This window comes from Frigoribacterium sp. CFBP 13712 (genome assembly GCF_014842255.1).
Taxonomy (GTDB): Bacteria; Actinomycetota; Actinomycetes; order Actinomycetales; family Microbacteriaceae; genus Frigoribacterium.
On record NZ_JACYVH010000001.1, the window covers coordinates 185,835 to 204,325 of the forward strand.

At 73.3% G+C, this 18,491-nt stretch carries 16 protein-coding genes; 5 read left to right on the top strand and 11 right to left on the bottom strand.

Going from position 1 to position 18,491, the window contains the following annotated elements; translation table 11 throughout:
* Nucleotides 1-6: 6 nt before the first annotated feature.
* The 6 genes from IFT51_RS00860 to IFT51_RS00885 all read right to left on the bottom strand — a co-directional run bounded on the left by IFT51_RS00860 (nucleotide 7) and on the right by IFT51_RS00885 (nucleotide 5,597).
* Complete coding sequence (locus IFT51_RS00860) at nucleotides 7-1,467, bottom strand: amidase (protein WP_192058183.1); 1,461 nt, start codon at nucleotides 1,465-1,467, stop codon at nucleotides 7-9.
* Between the two features lie 139 nt (nucleotides 1,468-1,606).
* Nucleotides 1,607-2,209 (bottom strand): GNAT family N-acetyltransferase, encoded by a 603-nt coding sequence (locus IFT51_RS00865; RefSeq protein ID WP_192058185.1) that lies wholly within the window; start codon nucleotides 2,207-2,209, stop codon nucleotides 1,607-1,609.
* A gap of 481 nt (nucleotides 2,210-2,690) precedes the next feature.
* Nucleotides 2,691-3,473 (bottom strand): uracil-DNA glycosylase, encoded by a 783-nt coding sequence (locus IFT51_RS00870; RefSeq protein ID WP_192058187.1) that lies wholly within the window; start codon nucleotides 3,471-3,473, stop codon nucleotides 2,691-2,693.
* Nucleotides 3,470-4,213, bottom strand: a complete 744-nt coding sequence (locus IFT51_RS00875; protein WP_371740635.1) for a Type 1 glutamine amidotransferase-like domain-containing protein — start codon at nucleotides 4,211-4,213, stop codon at nucleotides 3,470-3,472. Before IFT51_RS00875 ends, IFT51_RS00870 begins: the two co-directional genes overlap by 4 nt.
* Nucleotides 4,210-4,797, bottom strand: coding sequence for a phosphoribosyltransferase (locus IFT51_RS00880; RefSeq protein WP_192058189.1), 588 nt, complete (start codon nucleotides 4,795-4,797; stop codon nucleotides 4,210-4,212). Before IFT51_RS00880 ends, IFT51_RS00875 begins: the two co-directional genes overlap by 4 nt.
* Nucleotides 4,798-4,844: 47 nt before the next feature.
* Complete coding sequence (locus IFT51_RS00885; RefSeq protein ID WP_192058191.1) at nucleotides 4,845-5,597, bottom strand: YqjF family protein; 753 nt, start codon at nucleotides 5,595-5,597, stop codon at nucleotides 4,845-4,847.
* 67 nt (nucleotides 5,598-5,664) lie between these two features.
* Here IFT51_RS00885 and IFT51_RS00890 point away from each other — a divergent pair, with 67 nt between their 5' ends.
* Nucleotides 5,665-6,234, top strand: a complete 570-nt coding sequence (locus tag IFT51_RS00890) for a hypothetical protein (protein WP_192058193.1) — start codon at nucleotides 5,665-5,667, stop codon at nucleotides 6,232-6,234.
* Here the strand turns inward: IFT51_RS00890 and IFT51_RS00895 are convergent.
* The 5 genes from IFT51_RS00895 to IFT51_RS00915 all read right to left on the bottom strand — a co-directional run bounded on the left by IFT51_RS00895 (nucleotide 6,231) and on the right by IFT51_RS00915 (nucleotide 12,380).
* On the bottom strand, nucleotides 6,231-7,532 hold the full coding sequence (locus tag IFT51_RS00895; protein WP_192058195.1) for a hypothetical protein: 1,302 nt from the start codon (nucleotides 7,530-7,532) through the stop codon (nucleotides 6,231-6,233). The genes IFT51_RS00890 and IFT51_RS00895 overlap by 4 nt on opposite strands.
* Entirely contained in the window at nucleotides 7,529-8,893 is a 1,365-nt protein-coding gene (locus IFT51_RS00900) for a glycosyltransferase family 2 protein (RefSeq protein ID WP_371740636.1), read from the bottom strand. Before IFT51_RS00900 ends, IFT51_RS00895 begins: the two co-directional genes overlap by 4 nt.
* Nucleotides 8,890-9,900 (bottom strand): glycosyltransferase, encoded by a 1,011-nt coding sequence (locus IFT51_RS00905; RefSeq protein ID WP_192058196.1) that lies wholly within the window; start codon nucleotides 9,898-9,900, stop codon nucleotides 8,890-8,892. Before IFT51_RS00905 ends, IFT51_RS00900 begins: the two co-directional genes overlap by 4 nt.
* The gene (locus tag IFT51_RS00910) at nucleotides 9,897-10,787 is read right to left on the bottom strand and encodes a glycosyltransferase family 2 protein (protein ID WP_192058198.1); all 891 of its coding nucleotides are present in this window, start codon (nucleotides 10,785-10,787) and stop codon (nucleotides 9,897-9,899) included. The genes IFT51_RS00905 and IFT51_RS00910 overlap by 4 nt, the downstream gene beginning before the upstream one ends.
* 804 nt (nucleotides 10,788-11,591) lie before the next feature.
* On the bottom strand, nucleotides 11,592-12,380 hold the full coding sequence (locus tag IFT51_RS00915) for an SDR family oxidoreductase (RefSeq protein ID WP_192058200.1): 789 nt from the start codon (nucleotides 12,378-12,380) through the stop codon (nucleotides 11,592-11,594).
* Nucleotides 12,381-12,569: 189 nt separating this feature from the next.
* On the opposite strand from IFT51_RS00915, the gene IFT51_RS00920 reads away from it, so the two are divergent.
* From IFT51_RS00920 to IFT51_RS00940, 4 genes are all read left to right on the top strand, one after another.
* A complete protein-coding gene (locus IFT51_RS00920) occupies nucleotides 12,570-13,901 on the top strand; it encodes a bifunctional o-acetylhomoserine/o-acetylserine sulfhydrylase (RefSeq protein WP_192058202.1) in 1,332 nt (443 codons plus the stop codon).
* A gap of 72 nt (nucleotides 13,902-13,973) precedes the next feature.
* Nucleotides 13,974-15,182 carry a homoserine O-acetyltransferase gene (locus IFT51_RS00925; RefSeq protein ID WP_192058204.1) on the top strand — a complete coding sequence of 403 codons (1,209 nt, stop codon included), beginning with the start codon at nucleotides 13,974-13,976 and terminating at the stop codon, nucleotides 15,180-15,182.
* Nucleotides 15,183-15,281: 99 nt separating this feature from the next.
* A complete protein-coding gene (locus IFT51_RS00930) occupies nucleotides 15,282-16,823 on the top strand; it encodes a sensor histidine kinase (RefSeq protein ID WP_244636760.1) in 1,542 nt (513 codons plus the stop codon).
* A 946-nt stretch (nucleotides 16,824-17,769) separates the two neighbouring features.
* Nucleotides 17,770-18,447: a response regulator transcription factor gene (locus IFT51_RS00940; RefSeq protein ID WP_308196197.1), complete on the top strand. Its 678-nt coding sequence runs from the start codon at nucleotides 17,770-17,772 to the stop codon at nucleotides 18,445-18,447.
* The last annotated feature ends 44 nt before the right edge of the window (nucleotides 18,448-18,491 follow it).

Genomic DNA, 18,491 nt, shown 5'->3' on the forward strand with positions numbered 1-18,491 from the left:
CGCCGCTCACCACTCGGGCGGGTGCCGACGCTGCCACCGCAGACGCCGTTCGAGCTGCGCACCGAGGGCGAACAGGACGTCCTCGCGACCCGGACGGCCGATCAGCTGCACACCCGCCGGCTGCCCGTCGATCTCGCCCACGGGCAGGGTGATGGCCGGCAGCCCCGCGACGTTGACGAACGACGTGAACGGCGAGTAGAGGCACTGCTGCTCGAAGTTGCGCTCGGCGTCGACGTCGTCGTACCAGCCGATCGGGCGCGGCAGCAGGGCGAGCGTCGGCGTCAGCACGGCGTCGTACGGCGCGAAGCTCTCGATCACCGTGCGCTCGAAGGCGGTCAGCCCGACGAGGGTCGCGGCCAGCTCGCGCGCGGTCACCCGCCGCCCCTGCTCGACCAGCCAGCGGGTGATCGGCTCGAGCCTCGCCAGCTCGGCCTCGGTCTCGGCGGGGATGCCCGCGGCCCCGGCCTGCCACAGGGTGCGGAACAGCGTCGGGTAGTCCGAGCCCGGCATCGTGGTCTCGTCGACGCCGTGCCCGAGGTCGGCGAGCAGATCGGCCGTGTGCCGGACGACGCCGAGGAGGCGCGGGTCGACCCAGACGTCGAACGCGCCGTCCCACGGGCTGGTCGTCATCACCGCCACCTGGAAGCGTCCCTCGCCGCGCAGCGCGGTGCCGAGGTAGGCCCCGTCGGGCGACGTCGGAGCGTGCAGCGCCTGCCCGTGCCGCGGCGGGCGGCCGTCGGGCGAGACCATGGCGTCGAGCAGCATGGCGGCGTCGGCGACCGTCCGGGCGAGAGGCCCGCCGACGGCCAGTCCGCCGAGACTGGACAGCCCCGACTGCGACGGCACGCGCCCCCGCGAGGGCTTGAGACCGACGAGACCGGTCGCCGCCGCCGGGATGCGGATGCTGCCGCCGCCGTCGGACCCCGGGGCGAAGGGCAGCAGACCCGCCGCGACGGCCGCCGCGGCCCCGCCGCTCGAACCGCCCGCGCCGGTCTCGGGCCGCCAGGGGTTGCGGGTCGGGGGCCCGATCAGCGTCTCGGTGTAGGCCGTGAGCCCGTACTCGGGGGTGGCCGTCTTGCCGAGGCTGATGCCGCCCGCCTCGTCGAGCACGTCGACGATCTCCGACGACGTCGTCGGCACCCTGCCGTCGGCCAGGCGCGAGCCCGACCGGGTGGGCACCCCGGCCCGGTCGGTGAGGTCCTTGTCGGCGAACGGGAGTCCCCAGAGCGGCGCGGCCGTCGGCCCCTCCCGGGTCAGCCGGTCGGCGCGGGCACGGGCGGCGTCGGCCGTGACCGTCGTGAAGGCGCCGATGCCGGGGCGGCCGCCGCCTGCGGGCTCACCGGTGCCGCCGCCGTCGAGGCGCTCGATCCGCTCGAGGTAGTGGTCGGTCAGCTCGCGCGGCGTCACCCTGCCGTGCCGCAGCTGGTTCCACTGCTCGTGGGCGGTGAGGTCGTGGAGTTCGGGCATCCGTCGAGCCTAGGCCTGGCCGCGCCTCCTCGACTCCCCCGGTCGGCCCGCCCGAGCTCGTGCCGGGCCGAGCTCGTGCCGGGCCGAGCTCGTGCCGTGCCGAGCTCGTGCCGGGCAGCGCCCGTGCCCGTGCCCGTGCTCAGCGCCCGAGTCGACCGCGTCGCTTCTTCAGCGACTTCTGCATCGTGATGGTGCCGAGCCACCGCCCGAACTTGAAGCCGACCCGGCCCATGCGCCCGACCTCGACGAAGCCGAGCCGGGCGTGCAGGGCCACCGACGCCTCGGCGTTCTTGTCGGCGATCACGGCGACCATCTCGCGGATCCCGGCGTCGCGGCACGCCTCGACGAGCGCCTCGAGCAGCCCCGCACCGAGCCCCTTGCCCGTCGACGCGGCCCGCAGGTAGATCGAGGTCTCGACGGTGTAGCGGTAGGCGGCCTTGCCGCCCCAGGGCGAGGCCAGCGCGTAGCCGAGCACCTCGCCCCTCGGGTTGACCGCCACGAGGAACGGCATGCCGAGCGACGTGACGAACGAGAACTTGCGCCGCCACTCGGCCAGCGTCATGGCGTCCTCGTCGAAGGTGACCGACGAGTTCGCGACGTAGTGGTTGTAGATCTCGCGCACGTAGGGCAGATCGGCGGGGGCGGCGGCACGCACCTCGAACCGGAACGCGGGCTCGACGGGCGCCGGCGCCTGCAGGGCGCGGGGCAGGCGACGACGGGGCTGGTATTCCTCTTCGAGCACGGTGCCACTCTGCCATGCGGGCGGCCGCTCTTTCGCCTGCGCAGGCGGGCGAGTGCGACCCCGACGGGCGAGTCTTCACGCCCGCATGCGCCGGAGACGCCCGCTCCGCCCGCGGCTACGCCGCCCGGCACTCAGGAGGAGCGGCGCGGCTCAGGAGGCGCGGCGCACCTCAGGCGGCGCGGCGCACCTCAGGAGGCGCGGCGCAGCTCAGACGGAGGCTCGTATGCCTGCGCAGACGGGCCAGTGCGACGCCGAAGGGCGAGTTTCCACGCCCGCCCATGACGAACACGCCCGCCCGGGCCGCGGCTACGCCGCCCGGCACCCCAGGAGGAGCGGCGCGGCGCAGCCCAGGCGGACGCTCCTACGCCTGCGCACACGGGCCAGTGCTACGCCGACGGGCGAGTCTCCACGCCCGCATTCGCCGGAGACGCCCGCTCACCCCAGGGCCGGGGTGCCTGAAGCCCAGGAGGCGCGGCGCGGCTCAGGCGGGCGGCAGCGCCCAGTCGACGGGGTCGCCGCCCTGCTCGATGAGCGACGCGTTCGCCCGGCTGAACGGCTTCGAGCCGAAGAACCCCCGTGAGGCGGAGAGCGGGCTCGGGTGGGCCGACTCGATGGTCGGGACGTCGCCGAGCATCGGCTTCAGGGCCGCGGCGTCGCGCCCCCAGAGGATGGCGACGAGAGGGCCGCCCCGGGCCGCGAGGGCCTCGATCGCCCGCTGCGTGACCGGCTCCCAGCCCTTGCCGCGATGAGACGCGGTCTCGCCGGGGCGGACGGTCAGCACGCGGTTGAGCAGCATCACGCCGTTCTCGGACCACGACGTGAGGTCGCCGTGCGCGACCGGGGGCACGCCGAGGTCGTCGTTCAGCTCGCGGTAGATGTTCGCCAGGCTCCGCGGGATCGGGCGGACCCGGGGGTCGACCGAGAACGAGAGCCCGACGGGGTGCCCCGGCGTCGGGTAAGGGTCTTGACCGACGATGAGCACGCGCACGCTCTCGAGCGGCGCCCTGAACGCCCGGAGCACGTGCTCGCCCGCGGGCAGGTAGCCGCGACCGGCGCGGACCTCGGCACGGAGGTACTCGCCCATGTCGGCGATGCGGTCGGCCACTGGCTCGAGCGCCTCCGCCCAGCCGGCGTCGATCTGCTCGGCGAGGGGCCGGCGCGCGGCCGACTCGGGCGAGGCGGGCGAGGCGGGCGACTCGGGCGAGGCGGGCGACTCGGCCGAGGCCGCCGACTCGGGCGACGCGCCACCGGGGGCGTCGGTCACGCCGGGCCCAGGGTGCCGACCGAGACGCCGACGATCTCGCCGCCCTCGTCGACCTGCGGCTCGACCCGCCACACGCTGCCCGTGCCGAGCACCGTCAGGGCCCCGTCGCCGACGACGAGCGCGGTGTTCTCGTCGATCGCGACGCCGCCCGAGACCAGCCCGGCCTCGGTCGCGGCGATCAGCCGGGTGAGGGTGCCCCACTGGGCGGCGTGCACGTCGACGGCGATGTCGACGAGACCGAGGCCGCCGCTCAGGGTGACCTCGTCGAGGTCCTCCGCCGCGTCTTCGGGGCAGACCGGCACGTCGCCGATCAGCCAGCCGCCGAGCAGCGCCCGGTCGGCGGCGATCATCGCGCCGGCCGAGAAGCCCAGGTACGGCAGCCCGTCCGCGACCAGGAGGCGCACCTGGTCGACGAGCGGGATCACGGCCTCGAGGTACGCCGGGGTGAGCCCGCCGGCGACGATCAGACCGTCGACGTCGCTCAGCACCCGGGTGTCGAACGACTCGCCGGCCTCGATCACGCTCGTCACGACCTCGCAGCGCCCCTGAGACGCGATCATCGCGGGGTAGCCGGTGCGGAACTCGGCCGAGGGCGAGTCGTCGGCGACGACGACGAGCAGGGCGATGCGCGGCACGGCGCGCCCGACGGCGCCGCCGCGGACGGCCGCCTCGGCGACGAAGAGGTCGTAGAGGTCGGGCGAGTCGGGCGACCAGCCGCCGCCCACCAGGTGGATGCTCACGCCTCGACCACCGTGCCGCTGTCGCGGGTGACCGGCGGGAGGGCGCTCCACGGGAAGGTGATCCAGCGGGACGTGCGCTTCCAGACGAAGTCCGGTTCGAGCAGGGTGCGCGGCTTGCTGTAGAGGCAGACGGTGCGGACGTCGGCGGCGACGGCGGCGAGCAGGTCGCGGACGAGCACGAGCGTGCGACCCGAGTCGGAGACGTCGTCGACGATCAGCACGCGCTTGCCCTCGAGCGACGGGGCGTCGAGGGTCGGGGGCAGCAGCACGGGCTCGGGCAGGCGCTCATCGATGCCCGTGTAGAACTCGACGTTGATCGAGCCGCACATCTTCGTGTCGAGGGCGTACGAGATGGCGCCGGCCAGCACCAGCCCGCCGCGGGCCACGGCCACGATCACGTCGGGGGTGAAGTCGGCCGCGACCACGTCGCTCGCCAGATGCCGCGCCGCCTCGCCGAATTCGAGCCAGCCGAGCACCTCGCGCTCGGGGGCGCCCGTCGACCCGCCCGCCGTGTCACCCGTCGCCGGCGGCGCCTCGGGTGGTGCTGCGGCGGTGTCGGTCGAGTCGTCGGGTGAGGAAACCATGCCAGCAACCGTAGTGCGCCCGCGCGCGGACCGCGAAGACCGCCGGGTCAGGGCCCGACCCAGCGACCCCCGGGAGGCGCGAAGACGGTGTCGACGCCGTCCGACCAGAGCAGCGAGTCGGGCTCCCGATCGGCGACCCCGGGCAGACCGGAGTCGGCGACCAGCTCGTCGTCGAGGTCGACCAGCTCGGCCCGCCGCAGCGGCCACGCGCCGTGCTCGTTCGGCCAGAACCGGGTCGTCCCGCCCCGCTCGACGTGCATGCCCCAGCGCGCCGTGAGGAAGTCGGCCAGGGGGTCGCCGACGACGACCTCGTCGGTCGGACGGACGTGGAGGCGCGTGGCCGGTCGCGGGCCGGGTCCGTGCCTGCGCGAGGCGTACTCGACGACTCCCCCGCGCCTCCTGCGGGTCATCGAGGCCCAGCGGTACGGCAGCCCCAGCCCCGCGTTCGCGGCGAGCACCGGCAGCAGCCGCTCCGCCTCGAGCGTGCGGAAGACGACACCGCGCCGCCCCTGCTCGTCGACCGAGTAGAGCCGCACGTTGGTCTCGAGGAACGTCCCCAGCACCGGCACCGGCGGAAAGGGCCCGAACGCGCTCCGCGACAGCTCGAACGGGATCAGACCGACCCAGGTCGACCCGTCGAAGACGTCGGGCCGCGTGCCGTGCGGCAGCAGCGGGGCGACCCGGTCGGGCTCGACCCTCCAGTGCGCGAAGGCGAGCCCGCCCCAGTGCTGCCGGATGAACGGCCGACGGGAGAGCTCGGGGGCGACGTCGGAGACGGGATCGGGGTCGCGGGCGGTCATCGCCTCACCCTACGTGCGGCGGGCCGCGTGGGTAGGGTCGGAGGGGACCCGAGAGGATCCGACACCGGTGCTCCCCGACCTGCCAGGCCTTCCCGTCCGCCGAGCGGACCCGACCCCGCTCGAGCGCGCCGTCGACGACGGGTTCCTGATCGTCCGCGCCGCCGCGGTCGTGGCCGTCGCGAACACCGTCATCGTCAGGGCGCTGCAGGAGCATCTGCCGTTCGACGACGACGTCGCGACGACGGCGGCCCGGGACGAGCTGGCGCGGCTCGAGGCCGAGCAGCGCGAGGGGGTCGCGCGGCTGAAGACGCTCCGACGGCGGACGCACCGGTCGTACGGCCGGTCGCGGCACCAGTTCGACTACCGGGTCGACGACATCGACGCGCTGCGCCTCCGCGAGGCCACCCACAAGGAGCTGGCGGCGCGCATAGCCCAGAGCGCCGCCGACGACGACTTCGTGGCGTCGCTCGTCGCGGCTGCGAGGGCCCGGGCCTGGGACGACGTCGGCAGCACGGTCGTCGACCGCCTCGGCTGGGCCGCCTCGCCTCTGCCCGACTACGACGAGGGGCGCGACGAGCGCATCCGCACGCTCGTCGACGAGGACATCGCCGCGCTGCTCCGCCCCGAGGGCGACTAGCGGGAGACGACCCCGTCGAGCAGACCCACCGGGTCGTCGACGAACGCCTGCACCGCGCGGCGCACGGCGTCGCGGTCGAACGAGGTGTCGTTGTACGACACCGCCACGTGCAGCCGTCCGTCGAGCACGACGAGCTGCACCGCGACCGTCTCGGGCGCGATGGGGTGCACGGCCGACGCGGTGTCGACGACCCGCCCGTCACGCACCCACGGGAGGGACTGCAGCGAGCGGTTGACCCCGAGGTTGCTCACGACGACCCTGGCCCTCGCCCTGGCCGGCGTGGCTCCGGGCGCACGGCGACGCGCCGGGCGCAGCGCCTCCTTGACGGCACCGGCCATCAGCGCGGCGAGAGGCCGCCCCGACGCCGCTGTCTGCGCCAGGCTCTGGTCGACCGCGACGAGATCGTCGCCGCCCGTCACGGGGATCCCCGTGACGAAGCTGCCCGTGGCCTCGACCCCGGTGGGCAGGTACCCGCGGACGTCGTAGACCATCTCGCTGTCCGGCCCGAGACGCAGCCCCTCGGCGGCGAGGGCGGCCCGCAGCGCGACGATGACGCCCGCGCCGAAGGCCACCGGCTCGTCGCGCCGACGCAGCCAGGCGTGCAGCCCCTTGAACGTCTCGCGGGTCCCGTTCGCCACGACGACGGCGGTCGAGCCGGTCCAGCCGATCAGCGGGCGTTCGACGGGCACCCGCTGCGGCACGACGGGGGTCTCGACGCGGCGCACCCGCAGGAGCGTCGCGACGCGGGCGGGGTGCTTGGCGAAGGTCTCGACGAACGCCGACCAGAGCGGTCTCCGGGCGTTCTCGGCCGTCAGCCACGCCGGGATGTCCCCACCCGTCGCGACCTCGATCAGGGCGAGGGGCAGGCGGGTCGTGAAGCGCGCGTCGACGACGCCGTGGTCGAGGATCATCAGGAGGCGGTCGCCGGCCAGCAGGATGCGCACGGGCGGCCCGGGCTCGAGCCGGCCGATCAGCCGCTCGAGCGCGACGCCCGCGTCTCCGCTCGCGAACTCGGGCGCTTCGACGACCATCAGGTCGCATCGTTCACGGAGCGACTCGAGGCCGAAGCCCCAGGTGCGGTCGTCGAGCGCGACGAGTCCGAGCCGGGCGTCGGGGCCGACGGCGGCGATGCGCCAGAGGGCGTCGGCGATCGCGTCGCGCGACGGCAGCGTCATCGGGCCGAAGACCGAGACGATGTATCCGCCGGCTCCGAGTCGGTCGACGGCCGAGATGGGCACGCGCACGTCGGCGACCGAGGCCGGCACGGAGCCCCCTGCGCCGTTCGTCACGGCGGTCATGCGGACCGCCGTGCGACCGAGGGGTCGGCGCCGGTCGTGCGTCGCGGCCCGGTGCCCGCGCTGCGACGGCCCATCAGCCCGGCTCCACGACGCCGCTGACGCAGGTACAGGATCGGCCCCAGCGCGACGGAGAGCAGCTCCTGCCGGGCGGTGCGGGCGATCTCGCGGGTCAGGTCGGCGTCGACCGGAGCCGAGGAGGCGCGCGAGGGTCCGTCGACGTCGGCGGGCGCCCCCTCGACACGGCGCTTCGCGGCCAGCACCCGGATCGCCCCGGGGGCGCGGCGGAGCGCTAGCCGCAGGGTCACGGGGTCGAGGGCGATCTTCGTCAGCCAGGCGCCGAGCCCGGTGCCGTATCCCGTCGCCTGCACGCGCAGGGCCCCTAGGTCGGAGCGGTGCCGGTGCCAGACGAGCGCCGACGGCTCGACGACGAGGGCGTGCCCGGCGAGCAGCACGCGGGTGAAGACGTCGAGGTCCTCTCCTCCGCCTGTCGGCGTGCCGACGCCGAACGCGGTGTCGAAGCCGCCGAGCAGCAGGGCGACCGGGCGACGGAGGGCGAAGTTGGCGCCGGTGCCGAACGCGCCGACCGAGAACGGGAACAGCGGCAGGTCGACCGGCGGCTCGTCGAGACGGAAGACGCGCGTGGTGGTGTTCTGCGACCACGACACCCGGTCGTCGAAGAAGCGCTGGACGGGCGTGCGCAGTTCGCCGCTCGGCACGAGCCCGGACACGCAGGCGACGTCCTCTCCCTGGGCGAAGCCCGACGCGAGGCCGTGCAGCCACTGCCCGTCGACGATCACGTCGTCGTCGGTGAAGGCGACGATCTCGCCTGTGGCGGCCGCGAGACCGGCGTTGCGCGCGCTCGACAGGCCTGCGACGGGCTCGGCCGTGTAGCGCACGCGCGGGTCGTCGAACTCGGTGCGGACGAGGTCGCGGGTCTCCGTGGTCGCGGCGGCGTTGTCGACGACCACCACGTCGAACTCGGGGTAGTCCAGTTCGAGCACGCTGCGGAGGGCGCCGCGGAGATGACCCGGACGGTCGCGGGTGCACAGCACGACCGTGACCGAGGGCAGGTGGATCGGCTCGACGGGCACGACGACCGTCGCCAGCGCGGCCACCTCGGAGCGGAGCAGCTCGAGCGGCACCCGCCCGTCGACCACGGGGGCCTCGACGAAGCCCAGCACTGCGCGACCGCGACGGACGAGCAGCCGGGCGGCCCGGTGCCCCTCGGGGGCCGCCAGCACGACGTCGCCGACACCGGGACGGGTCAGCTCGTCGACGTCGACCTCGCCGACCCAGAGCGCACCGCCCCAGGAGGGCGCGGCGGAGCCGGCCATCGGCCGGACGAGCTGGAGATCGGTCACGGGGCGCCGTCCGTCGGTCCGACGGACGCCGGACGGGCCGATCCGCGAGCGGGGAGGACCTGGCCGGCCGAGGGATCGACGGGAGCCAGGGAGGCGCGGCGCAGGCTGCCGAGGGCGTAGCCGGCGACGGTGGCGACGACCGCGGTGACGAGCGCGGCCAGACGACCCGCGCCTCCTCGGCCGACCGATCGGAGCTCGCGCAGCGCGGCGCGCGGGATGTCGCGACGCAGGTAGGCGGACTCGCTCGAGAGCGAGTCGGACGCGCCCAGCTGACGGCTGAGCGCCGCCTTCGACACCCCCTCGTAGAAGGAGCGGCGACGGAGGTACGCCCAGGTCACGCGACCGGCGGTCACGTGGTGACGCACGTCGGCCCGCGGTTCGAGGACGATGCGCGCCGACGGGTCGGCCTGCCGGATCCGGATGCAGAGATCGGTCTCCTCTCCCCCGAGGGGGATGGTGCCGACGCGCCCGGTGTCGAGGTTGAAGCCGCCGACCGACAGGACGGCGTCGCGGCGGAAGGCCATCGAGCAGCCGATGACGTTCCGCACGTCCGAGAGCCGGGTCGGCAGACCACGGTGGCTGCAGCCGACGATCCAGAGCAGCTCGGCCGGGTAGAGCGTGTTGCCGCCCTCGGGCCAGACGGGAGTCGCGTGCCCGCCGACGCCGGCCACGCGGGGGTCGGCGAACGGGCCGAGCAGGTGCGTCAGCCACGAGGGCTCGGCCGAGGCGTCGTCGTCGAGGAACGCGACGATGTCGCCCGAGGCCAGGGCCACCCCCGTGTTGCGGGCGCCGGAGAGCCCCTGCCGGGACTCGTTGGCGGCCACGACGACGTCACTCCATCGATCGCGCGATCGGGCGAGCAGGCCGTCGTTGTGATCGACGACCAGCAGCACCTCGGGCGCCTCGGGGAGCCCGCGGACGGACTCCACCGAGGCGACCAGGTCGTCCCATCGGTCTTCGGTGTAGGCGCAGACGATGACGGAGACCGTCGTCGGCTGCTGGGTCACGCGACGTCCTGGCGGGCTCCGAGTCGAGCGTCCAGACGGGCGCCGTCGACGACGGCGAAGACGGGCGCCGGCTCGTTCGTGGCCTCGGCCGACGTGAGGGCGGCCTCGCGGATCGACCGGCGGAGACGCGCGGCCGCCGAGGGGCGACGACGACGCTCCTCCAGGATGACGCGCAGCACGCGGAATCCGTCGGAGATCGCGTTGAGGTTGCTGACGCCGTGGATGCGGAGCTTCTCGACGCTCGGGACCTCGACGATGTCGTAGCCGAGGGCGGCGATGCGGCAGTTGAGGATGGTCTCGATCTCGAAGCCGTCGCCGTTGTGCATCTGACCGTCGGCGCGCGGTGCGAGGTCGGCCGGCAGCAGGTCGAGGCTCGGGACGATGCGGGCCCAGAAGGCGTTGTAGCCGTAGCAGAGGTCGGTGTACTTGGTGCCGAGCAGCAGGTTGGTCAGGGCGTTGAGGCCCCAGTTGCCGAGCGCACGGAAGCGCGTGATGTCCTCGCTGCCGCCGCCGTGGACGAAGCGGCTGCCCTTGGCGACGTCGGCGCCCGAGGTGAGCGCCTCGACGAAGCGGGGGATCTCGGCCGGGTCGGCCGAGCCGTCGGCGTCGAACATGACGATGATGTCGCCGGTCGCGGACTCGAAGCCGCAGGCCAGCGCGTTGCCCTTGCCCTTGCGGGTCTGACGGACGACCTTGATGTCGGGCATGACGCGCTGCGCCGTGGCGATGGTGTCGTCGACCGAGTTGCCGTCGACGAGGATCACCTCGTGCACGAGCGGGAGCATCGGCAGGACGATCTCGAGGTTGCGGGCCTCGTTCCGTGCCGGGACGACGATGGAGATACGGGGAGCGGCGCCGTTTTCGGGCGTGGGGAACACCTGGTTCATGGGGTCCTTGCAGGGGTAAGCGAACTGGCAAAGGGGTGTTGCGAGAGGAGCTCTGCACGGGCGGAGTTTCGGGTTCACGCCAGGAGAGCTGGGCTCGGTCGATCAGTTTCGGGCTGAACGACGTCGCCGTCGGGTGAGACCAAACCTACGCTCGATCCGAGGCAGCGCAAGTACCCGGGATCGCGTCGTGTCGCCCGTCGGCCTCCGTCGGTCGTGCCCGGGCCGCCGCCTCACCCGGACGGCGCTCGTCGCACCCTCGACCGACGGCCCGTCCGCCCGCTGTCCCCCGCTCGGGCGGTCGGCGACGAGAGTCGACGCCCCTGGCCCGGGTGTCGTGGGTACAGTCGAGGGCACGCCGAGGCGCCGTCGCACGACGGCACATCGGACCGATGCTCGGAGGAGCCCCATGGCGCGGAAAGTCGACGAAGACAGCACGCTCTGCGTCTGCGGGCACGCCCGCGAGGCGCACGAGCACTACCGCCGCGGCAGCGACTGCGCCCTGTGCGGCGCGGCCGGATGCCATCGCTTCCGCGCCGATCGTCGACCCGGCCGGGGCACATCGGGGGGACACGGCTTGTCCCCCGAATCCGACTGAGTGGTACTCAGTTAGAGATGAGCGGACCCGACTGACGGGGCATGGGAGTCGCTCGCGCGCCCCCCGTCCGGGGGTCGCCGAGCCCCCTCCGAGGGCGGTCGGGACCCTGCTGCGAACGCCTCGAGCCTGCTCGGAAGACCGAGGGGTGATCCGTCGTATCGTCCGCGAATCACCCGTCTCGATCACCCTCGACGACCGCCGTCGGCGTGTCACCGTGTCTGCAGCGGGCCCTTCACGACCTTGTGCGGGGCGGCCTGGGCCACCGGCTTCAGCGTGACGAGGTCGAGGTTGACGTGCGCCGGCAGCTCCACCGAGTGCACGATCGCCTCGGCGACGTCGTCGGCGACGAGCGGCCCCTCGACGTCGGTGTAGACGGCGTCGGCCCGGCCCTGATCGCCGCCGAACCGATTGACCGAGAACTCCTCGGTGTGCACCATGCCCGGTGCGATCTCGATCACGCGGATCGGCTCTCCGGCGAGCTCGAGGCGCAGCACCGCCACCAGGGCGTGCTCGGCGAACTTCGAGGCGTTGTAGCCGCCGCCGTTCTCGTAGGCGACGTGACCGGCGATCGAGGTCACGGTCACGATGTCGGCGCCGCCCCCGGCGCCGCCCGCCCGCTCGGCGTCGGCGCCCCGGCGGAGGGCCGGCAGCAGCGCCGAGACCATCCGCTTCGTCCCGAGCACGTTCACGTCGAACATCCGCTGCCAGTCGTCGATCGATCCCGACTCGACGCTGTCGAGCCCGAACGCGCCTCCGGCGTTGTTGACCAGCGCATGCAGCGGACCGGTCGACTCGACGTGCTCGCGCAGCGCGGCCACGTCGGCGTCCACGGTGACATCCGCTCTGAATGCGGTCGCCCCGGTCTCGGCGGCGAGGTCGAGGAGGCGCTCCTCGCGTCGGGCGACGGCGATCACGTCCCAGCCGCGTCGCCGGAACAGCCGGACCGTCGCCGCCCCGATCCCCGAACTGGCCCCCGTCACCACGACACGCTTCGTCATCCACTGCTCCTCGTCGTCGGGTCGGCCGCGGCCGACGCTCCGCCGGTCGACCCGGCATCCGTCGACGCTAGCGCGCCGGGTTACGTCGCGTGTCCGCCCGCGTGGACAGCCCCAGCGCGCCCTGCGTAGCGTTGCAGCACCGCAGTCCGGCCGATCGGCCGCCGCAGACCCCGACCGCAGGAGCACAGCATGAGCGACGACACGTCCACCTGGAAGTTCGAGACGCAGCAGATCCACGCGGGGGCGCAGCCCGACCCGACGACGCACGCCCGCGCGACGCCCATCTACAAGACGACGTCGTACGTGTTCCGCGACGCCCAGCACGCACAGGACCTCTTCGCCCTCGCCGAGAACGGCAACATCTACTCGCGCATCATGAACCCCACGCACGACGTGGTCGAGCAGCGCATCGCGGCGCTCGAGGGCGGCACGGGCGCTCTGCTCGTCGCCTCGGGTCAGGCCGCGTCGACCTTCGCCGTGCTGAACATCGCGCAGGCGGGCGACCACATCGTCTCGTCGTCGTCGATCTACGGCGGCACCTACAACCTCTTCAAGTACACGCTCGCGAAGCTCGGCATCGAGACGACGTTCGTCGAGAACCAGGACGACCCCGACGAGTGGCGCCGCGCCGTCCGCCCGAACACGAAGCTGTTCTTCGCCGAGACGATCGGCAATCCGAAGATCAACATCCTCGACATCGAGACGGTGTCGGGCGTCGCCCACGCCGAGGGCGTCCCGCTGATCGTCGACAACACCATCGCGACCCCCTACCTGATCCGCCCCCTCGAGCACGGCGCCGACATCGTCGTGCACTCGGCGACGAAGTTCCTCGGCGGGCACGGCACCGTCATCGGCGGCTTCATCGTCGACGGCGGCGCGTTCGCGTGGTCGGAGAACGCCGAGAGGTTCCCCGGGCTGACGCAGCCCGACCCGTCGTACCACGGCGCCGTCTACACGCAGGCCGTCGGCGACCCCCTCGCGTACATCATCAAGGCGCGGGTGCAGCTGCTGCGCGACCTGGGCGCCTCGAACAGCCCCGACACGGCGTTCTCGCTCATCCAGGGCATCGAGACCCTCAGCCTCCGCATCGAGCGCCACGTGCAGAACGCACAGGAGATCGCGGAGTGGCTCGACTCCCGCTCCGACGTCGCGGCCGTCTACTACGCCGGCCTGCCGACGAGCCCGTGGTACGCCGCGGCCAACAAGTACGCCCCCCGCGGCGTCGGGGCCGTGCTCTCGTTCGAGCTCAAGGGCGGCGTCGACGCCGGCCGCGCGCTCGTCGACGGGCTGAGCCTCTTCAGTCACCTGGCGAACATCGGCGACGTCCGCAGTCTCGTCATCCACCCCGCCTCGACGACCCACTCGCAGCTGACCCCCGAGCAGCAGCTGACCACGGGCGTCACCCCGGGTCTCGTGCGTCTCTCGGTCGGACTCGAGAACATCGACGACCTCAAGGCCGACCTCGAGGCGGGCTTCGCCGCGGCCCGGGCGGTCACCCGCGAGTCGCTCCGCAGCAGCTGACCCGGACCCTGCAGGAGGCGCGGTGCGGTAACAATCGCACCGCGCCTCCTCGGGTCCACCAGGATGGGATCGATGGACTGGCAGAGCACACCCGAGGACACCGTCCCGTCGAGCGTCGTCAGCGAGCGGACCCGCCTGGCGATGCTGGGGCGGCCGCCGGTCACCGGCGCGTGGCGCGACGGCGACGACCCCGGCGACCGGCGCTTCGTCACCCTCGGCGATCTCGGGCTCGAGAGCGGCTCGGTGCTCCCCCGCCCCCGGATCGCCTACGAGACCTGGGGCGAGCTCGACGCCGACCGCGGCAACGCGATCCTGCTGCTGCACGCCCTCACCGGCGACAGCCACGTGCGCGGTGCCGCCGGTCCGGGGCATCCGACCGCGGGCTGGTGGAACGGCGTGGTCGGCCCCGGTCTCGCGATCGACACCGACCGCTGGCACGTCGTCGCCCCGAACATGCTCGGGGGCTGCCAGGGCAGCACCGGGCCGTCGTCGTTCGCACCCGACGCGGTCGAGTGGGGTTCGAGGTTCCCGCATCTGACCATCCGCGACCAGGTCGAGGCGCAGGCGGCGTTCGCCGACCGTCTCGGCATCGGACGCTGGGCGGCCGTCGTCGGCGGCTCGATGGGCGGCATGCACGCCCTCGAGTGGGGCGTGTCGCACCCCGACCGGGTCGATCGGCTGGCGGTTCTCGCCGCCCCGCCGGTCGTCAGCGCCGACCAGATCGCGCTCAACACGGTGCAGTACGAGGCGATCCGCATGGACGCCGCGTGGCACGACGGCGACTTCTACGACGCGCCCGACGGCGAGGGGCCCTATCGGGGTCTCGCCCTCGCTCGGCGCATGGCCCTGCTCAACTACCGCTCGCCCGACGAGCTCAACGCCCGGTTCGGCCGCAGCTGGCAGAGCGAGATCTCGCCCCTCGGCGGCCCGGGCCGGTTCCAGGTCGAGAGCTACCTCGACTTCCACGGCAACAAGTTCACGCGCCGGTTCGACGCCGGCAGCTACGCGGGCCTGCTGGGCGCCATGAACTCGCACGACGTCGGCCGAGGTCGGGGCGGGGTCGCCGCCGCCCTCGACCGCGTCACCGCCCGCACGCTCGTGCTCGGGATCGACAGCGACAGGCTGTTCCCGGTGTCCGACCAGCGCATCATCGCCCGCCATCTCGCGAACGGCATCGACGGGCACGAGCCCGCGGTCATCGTGAGCGAGTTCGGCCACGACGGGTTCCTCATCGAGAACGAGGCCGTCGGCGGTCACCTGAGACGACTGCTCGTCGGCTGAACGGCGCGTACGCCCCCCGGCGGGGGGTCCTGTGTGGAAGCATGGGGTCTGCTGTCAACCGACAGGAAGAACGACACCCGATGCACACCTGGGATCCGCATGGACATCTTCGCGCAGGAGCGAGACCGGTTGCTCGGCAGCACCGCCCGGGCCCTCGGCATCCCGTGCGCGGTCGTCTCGCTGGTCGCCCTGGCCATCCCCGGCGTCACCGAGCCCCTCCACCTCGCCGCGATCGTGCCGCTCGCCGCTCTCCTGATCGCGTCCCTCTGGATGGTCGGCCGGTCGGCGGCCCCGCGCTGGGTGCTGATCGGGCTCGTCTCCGGCATCGCCGTGAGCCTCGTCGCCCTGCTGCCGTCGGGCGACCCGACCGACCCCGCCCTCGCGACCGCCGTCATCCCGCTCGTCGGCGGGGCGACGGCGTCGTTCTGCGTCGTCCTCTCGTCGAGCCGGGTCCGCGTCGCGGTCGCCGCCGTGGCCTTCGTCGTCGCCGTCGCACTGGTGGCCTCGGCCACCGGATCCTTCCTCACGTACCCGGTCGCGGCGGTCGTGCTCGGCTGGGTGCTCGTCTTCGTGACCGGCGTCTGGCTGGGCCGCAGCGTGCCGCTCGCCGCGCGGCGGATCTACAGCATCGGCAACGCGCACCGTGCCGAGCGTCAGGCCAGCGAGACCGAGGCGCAGCGCCGACAGGGGGCGCGACTGCTGCACGACACGGTGCTGGCGACGCTGACGCTGCTGGCGCACTCGGGGGTCGGGGTGACGCCCCAGGCGCTGCAGGCGCAGGCCGCCGAAGACGCGCGGCTGCTGAGGCACCTCCGGCTCGGCGGCACGCCGCAGCCGCAGGCGTCGGGCGAGTACTCGCTCGAGACCGTCGAGGAGGACCCTCTGGGTCAGACCCTCGAGTCGGTCAAGCAGCGCTTCGGCCGCATGGGCCTCGAGGTCAGCTGGCACGGCACGGGTCAGGTGCTGCTGCCGAGCCACGTGCTCGACGCGTTCCTGCTCGCCCTCGCCGAGTGCCTCGAGAACGTCCGCCGGCACGCCGGCGTGACGGAGGCGCACGTCACGATCATCCACGACGAGAGCATGGTCCGGGCCATGGTCACCGACGCCGGCGTCGGCTTCGACCTCGCCGGGGTCAGCGAGGAGCGACTCGGCTTCAGGAGTCCGTCGTCGGGCGCCTGCGCGAGGTCGGCGGCAGCGCCCGCCTGTTCTCGTCGCCCGGCGCGGGCACCACCGTCGTCCTGGAGGCCCCGCGATGAACGTCGACGAGAACACCCTCGGCGTCACCCGCGGGCGTCGCGCCGCCCGTGGACTGCCGATCAGCTCGACCGGGGCCCGCTCGCTGCGTCAGGCCCGGGCCGCGGGGGCGACCCTCGGCACGGGCCATCTCGGCATCGGCGCCGCCGTCCTCGCCGGTCTGCAGGCCGTCTACGGCCTCATCTTCTTCTTCAGCCACCTCGACGACTACCCGTCGGTGGCCCCCGTCCTCACCGCATGGCTCCTCTACATCGCGGTCTTCGTCGTCACGACCGCGCTCGTCACCATCCGCGGCCAACGACTGACGGGTCGCCTGTTCGCCGCCATCGCCGTGGTGCTCGCCCTGGTCGTCGCGCTCGACTTCGTGGCCATCGCCCCGCTGCGTGACGTCGGCGCCTACGCGACGGTCAGCGTCGCCGTCGGCTTCGGCCTCCTCCCGATCGTCACGCTGCGACCCGCCCGCGAGATCGTCGTCGCCACGACCCTGCTCTTCGCCGCCTTCGTCGCGATGACCCTCGCGACGACCCCGATCACCGCCGACACCGGGCCCCAGCAGATCGCCATGATCTCGCTCGCCGTGCTGCCGAGCGCCGTCGCGACGCTCGTGCTGCAGAGGTTCCGCCGCATGGTGCAGGTCGAGCTCGATCGCGTGCTGGTGCAGAGCAACGTCTCGCAGCCGCGCTTCGCGGTCGGCATGCTCGCGAGCGACGAGCTCGCCCGACTCGACCTCGCCGCCGAGAAGCTGCTCGACGGCGTGGCGGGCGGCGACGTGCCGTTGCCGCTGGCCCCCAAGGTCGCGTCGCAGGCCGCGTCGCTCGCGACCGAGCTGCGCCTGCACCTCATCGAGGGTCGGCGCGAGACCTGGCTGCACCACGCCGTCACCGAGTCCGAGTACCTGGGCCGATCGGTCACGCTCGCCGACCCGTCGTCCCTCGCGGGCCTCCTCGCTCCGCCGCAGCGCGACGGTCTGCTGCAGGCCGTCTGGCTGCTGCTCGGCGACTCGAAGAGCCGCACCCCCGGCACGACGATCACGCTGACCCTCGGGCCCGTCACCGCGACCGCGCATTCGCTCGCCGGGCGCAGCGTCGAGATCCCCGTGGTGGTCGCCACGACCGGCATCCGCCGGAACCGGGTCACGCCGGCCACCTGGAGCGCACTCGAGCGCGTGGGCGAGTACACCGTCTCGACCCACGAGCAGAGCGTGCGGCTGCAGGTCTCGTGCCTGGTCGACAACCCGGCCGAACTGTGATCGGCGTGGCCGCTCCGCGTCGCCGGCACCGCTCCTCCCCCGGCATCTAGCATGATGGTCAAGCTCCCCAGAAAGAAGGACCCCGTGACGAACACCGACGATCGCATCCGCCTGGCCCTGGTCGACGACCACAAGATGCTGCTCGGCGCGCTCAGCGAGTGGATCCGCGGGGCGGCCGGCGACATCTCCGTCGTCGCCGCCGTGGCCTCGTGGCCCGAGCTGCTGACGCACCCCGAGTTCCCCGTCGACGTCGTGCTGCTCGACCTCGATCTGAAAGACAGCATCCCGATCTCGCTCAAGATCAACACGCTGAAGACCACCGGCGTCAAGACCGTGCTGATGAGCACGTACTCCGAGCCGAACGTCGTGCGCGAGGCACTCGCCGCGGGCGCGCTCGGCTACCTCGTGAAGAGCGAGGACGCCGAGATGATCGTCGAGGCCATCCGCTCGGCGTCGCAGGGCGAGTCGTACATCTCGGCCGAGCTCGACCTGGCCCTGAACGCGGCCGAGGTCGGGGGCGTGCCGAAGCTCAGCGCTCAAGAGCGACGAGTCATGGCCCTCTACGGCGGCGGCGAGCCGGTCAAGGCCGTGGCGTACCAGCTCGGCATCAGCGAAGAGACGGCGAAGAGCTACCTCAAGCGGATCCGCGAGAAGTACCGCGTCGCCGGCTACGACGTGGGCACCAAGGTGGCGCTCCGCAAGCGGGCCATCCAAGACGGCATCCTGCTGCAGACCGATCTGCCGACGCAGACCAGCTTCTAGCGTCTCCCTGCCGGAGGCGCGGGTCGGCTCTCGCGCCGACCCGC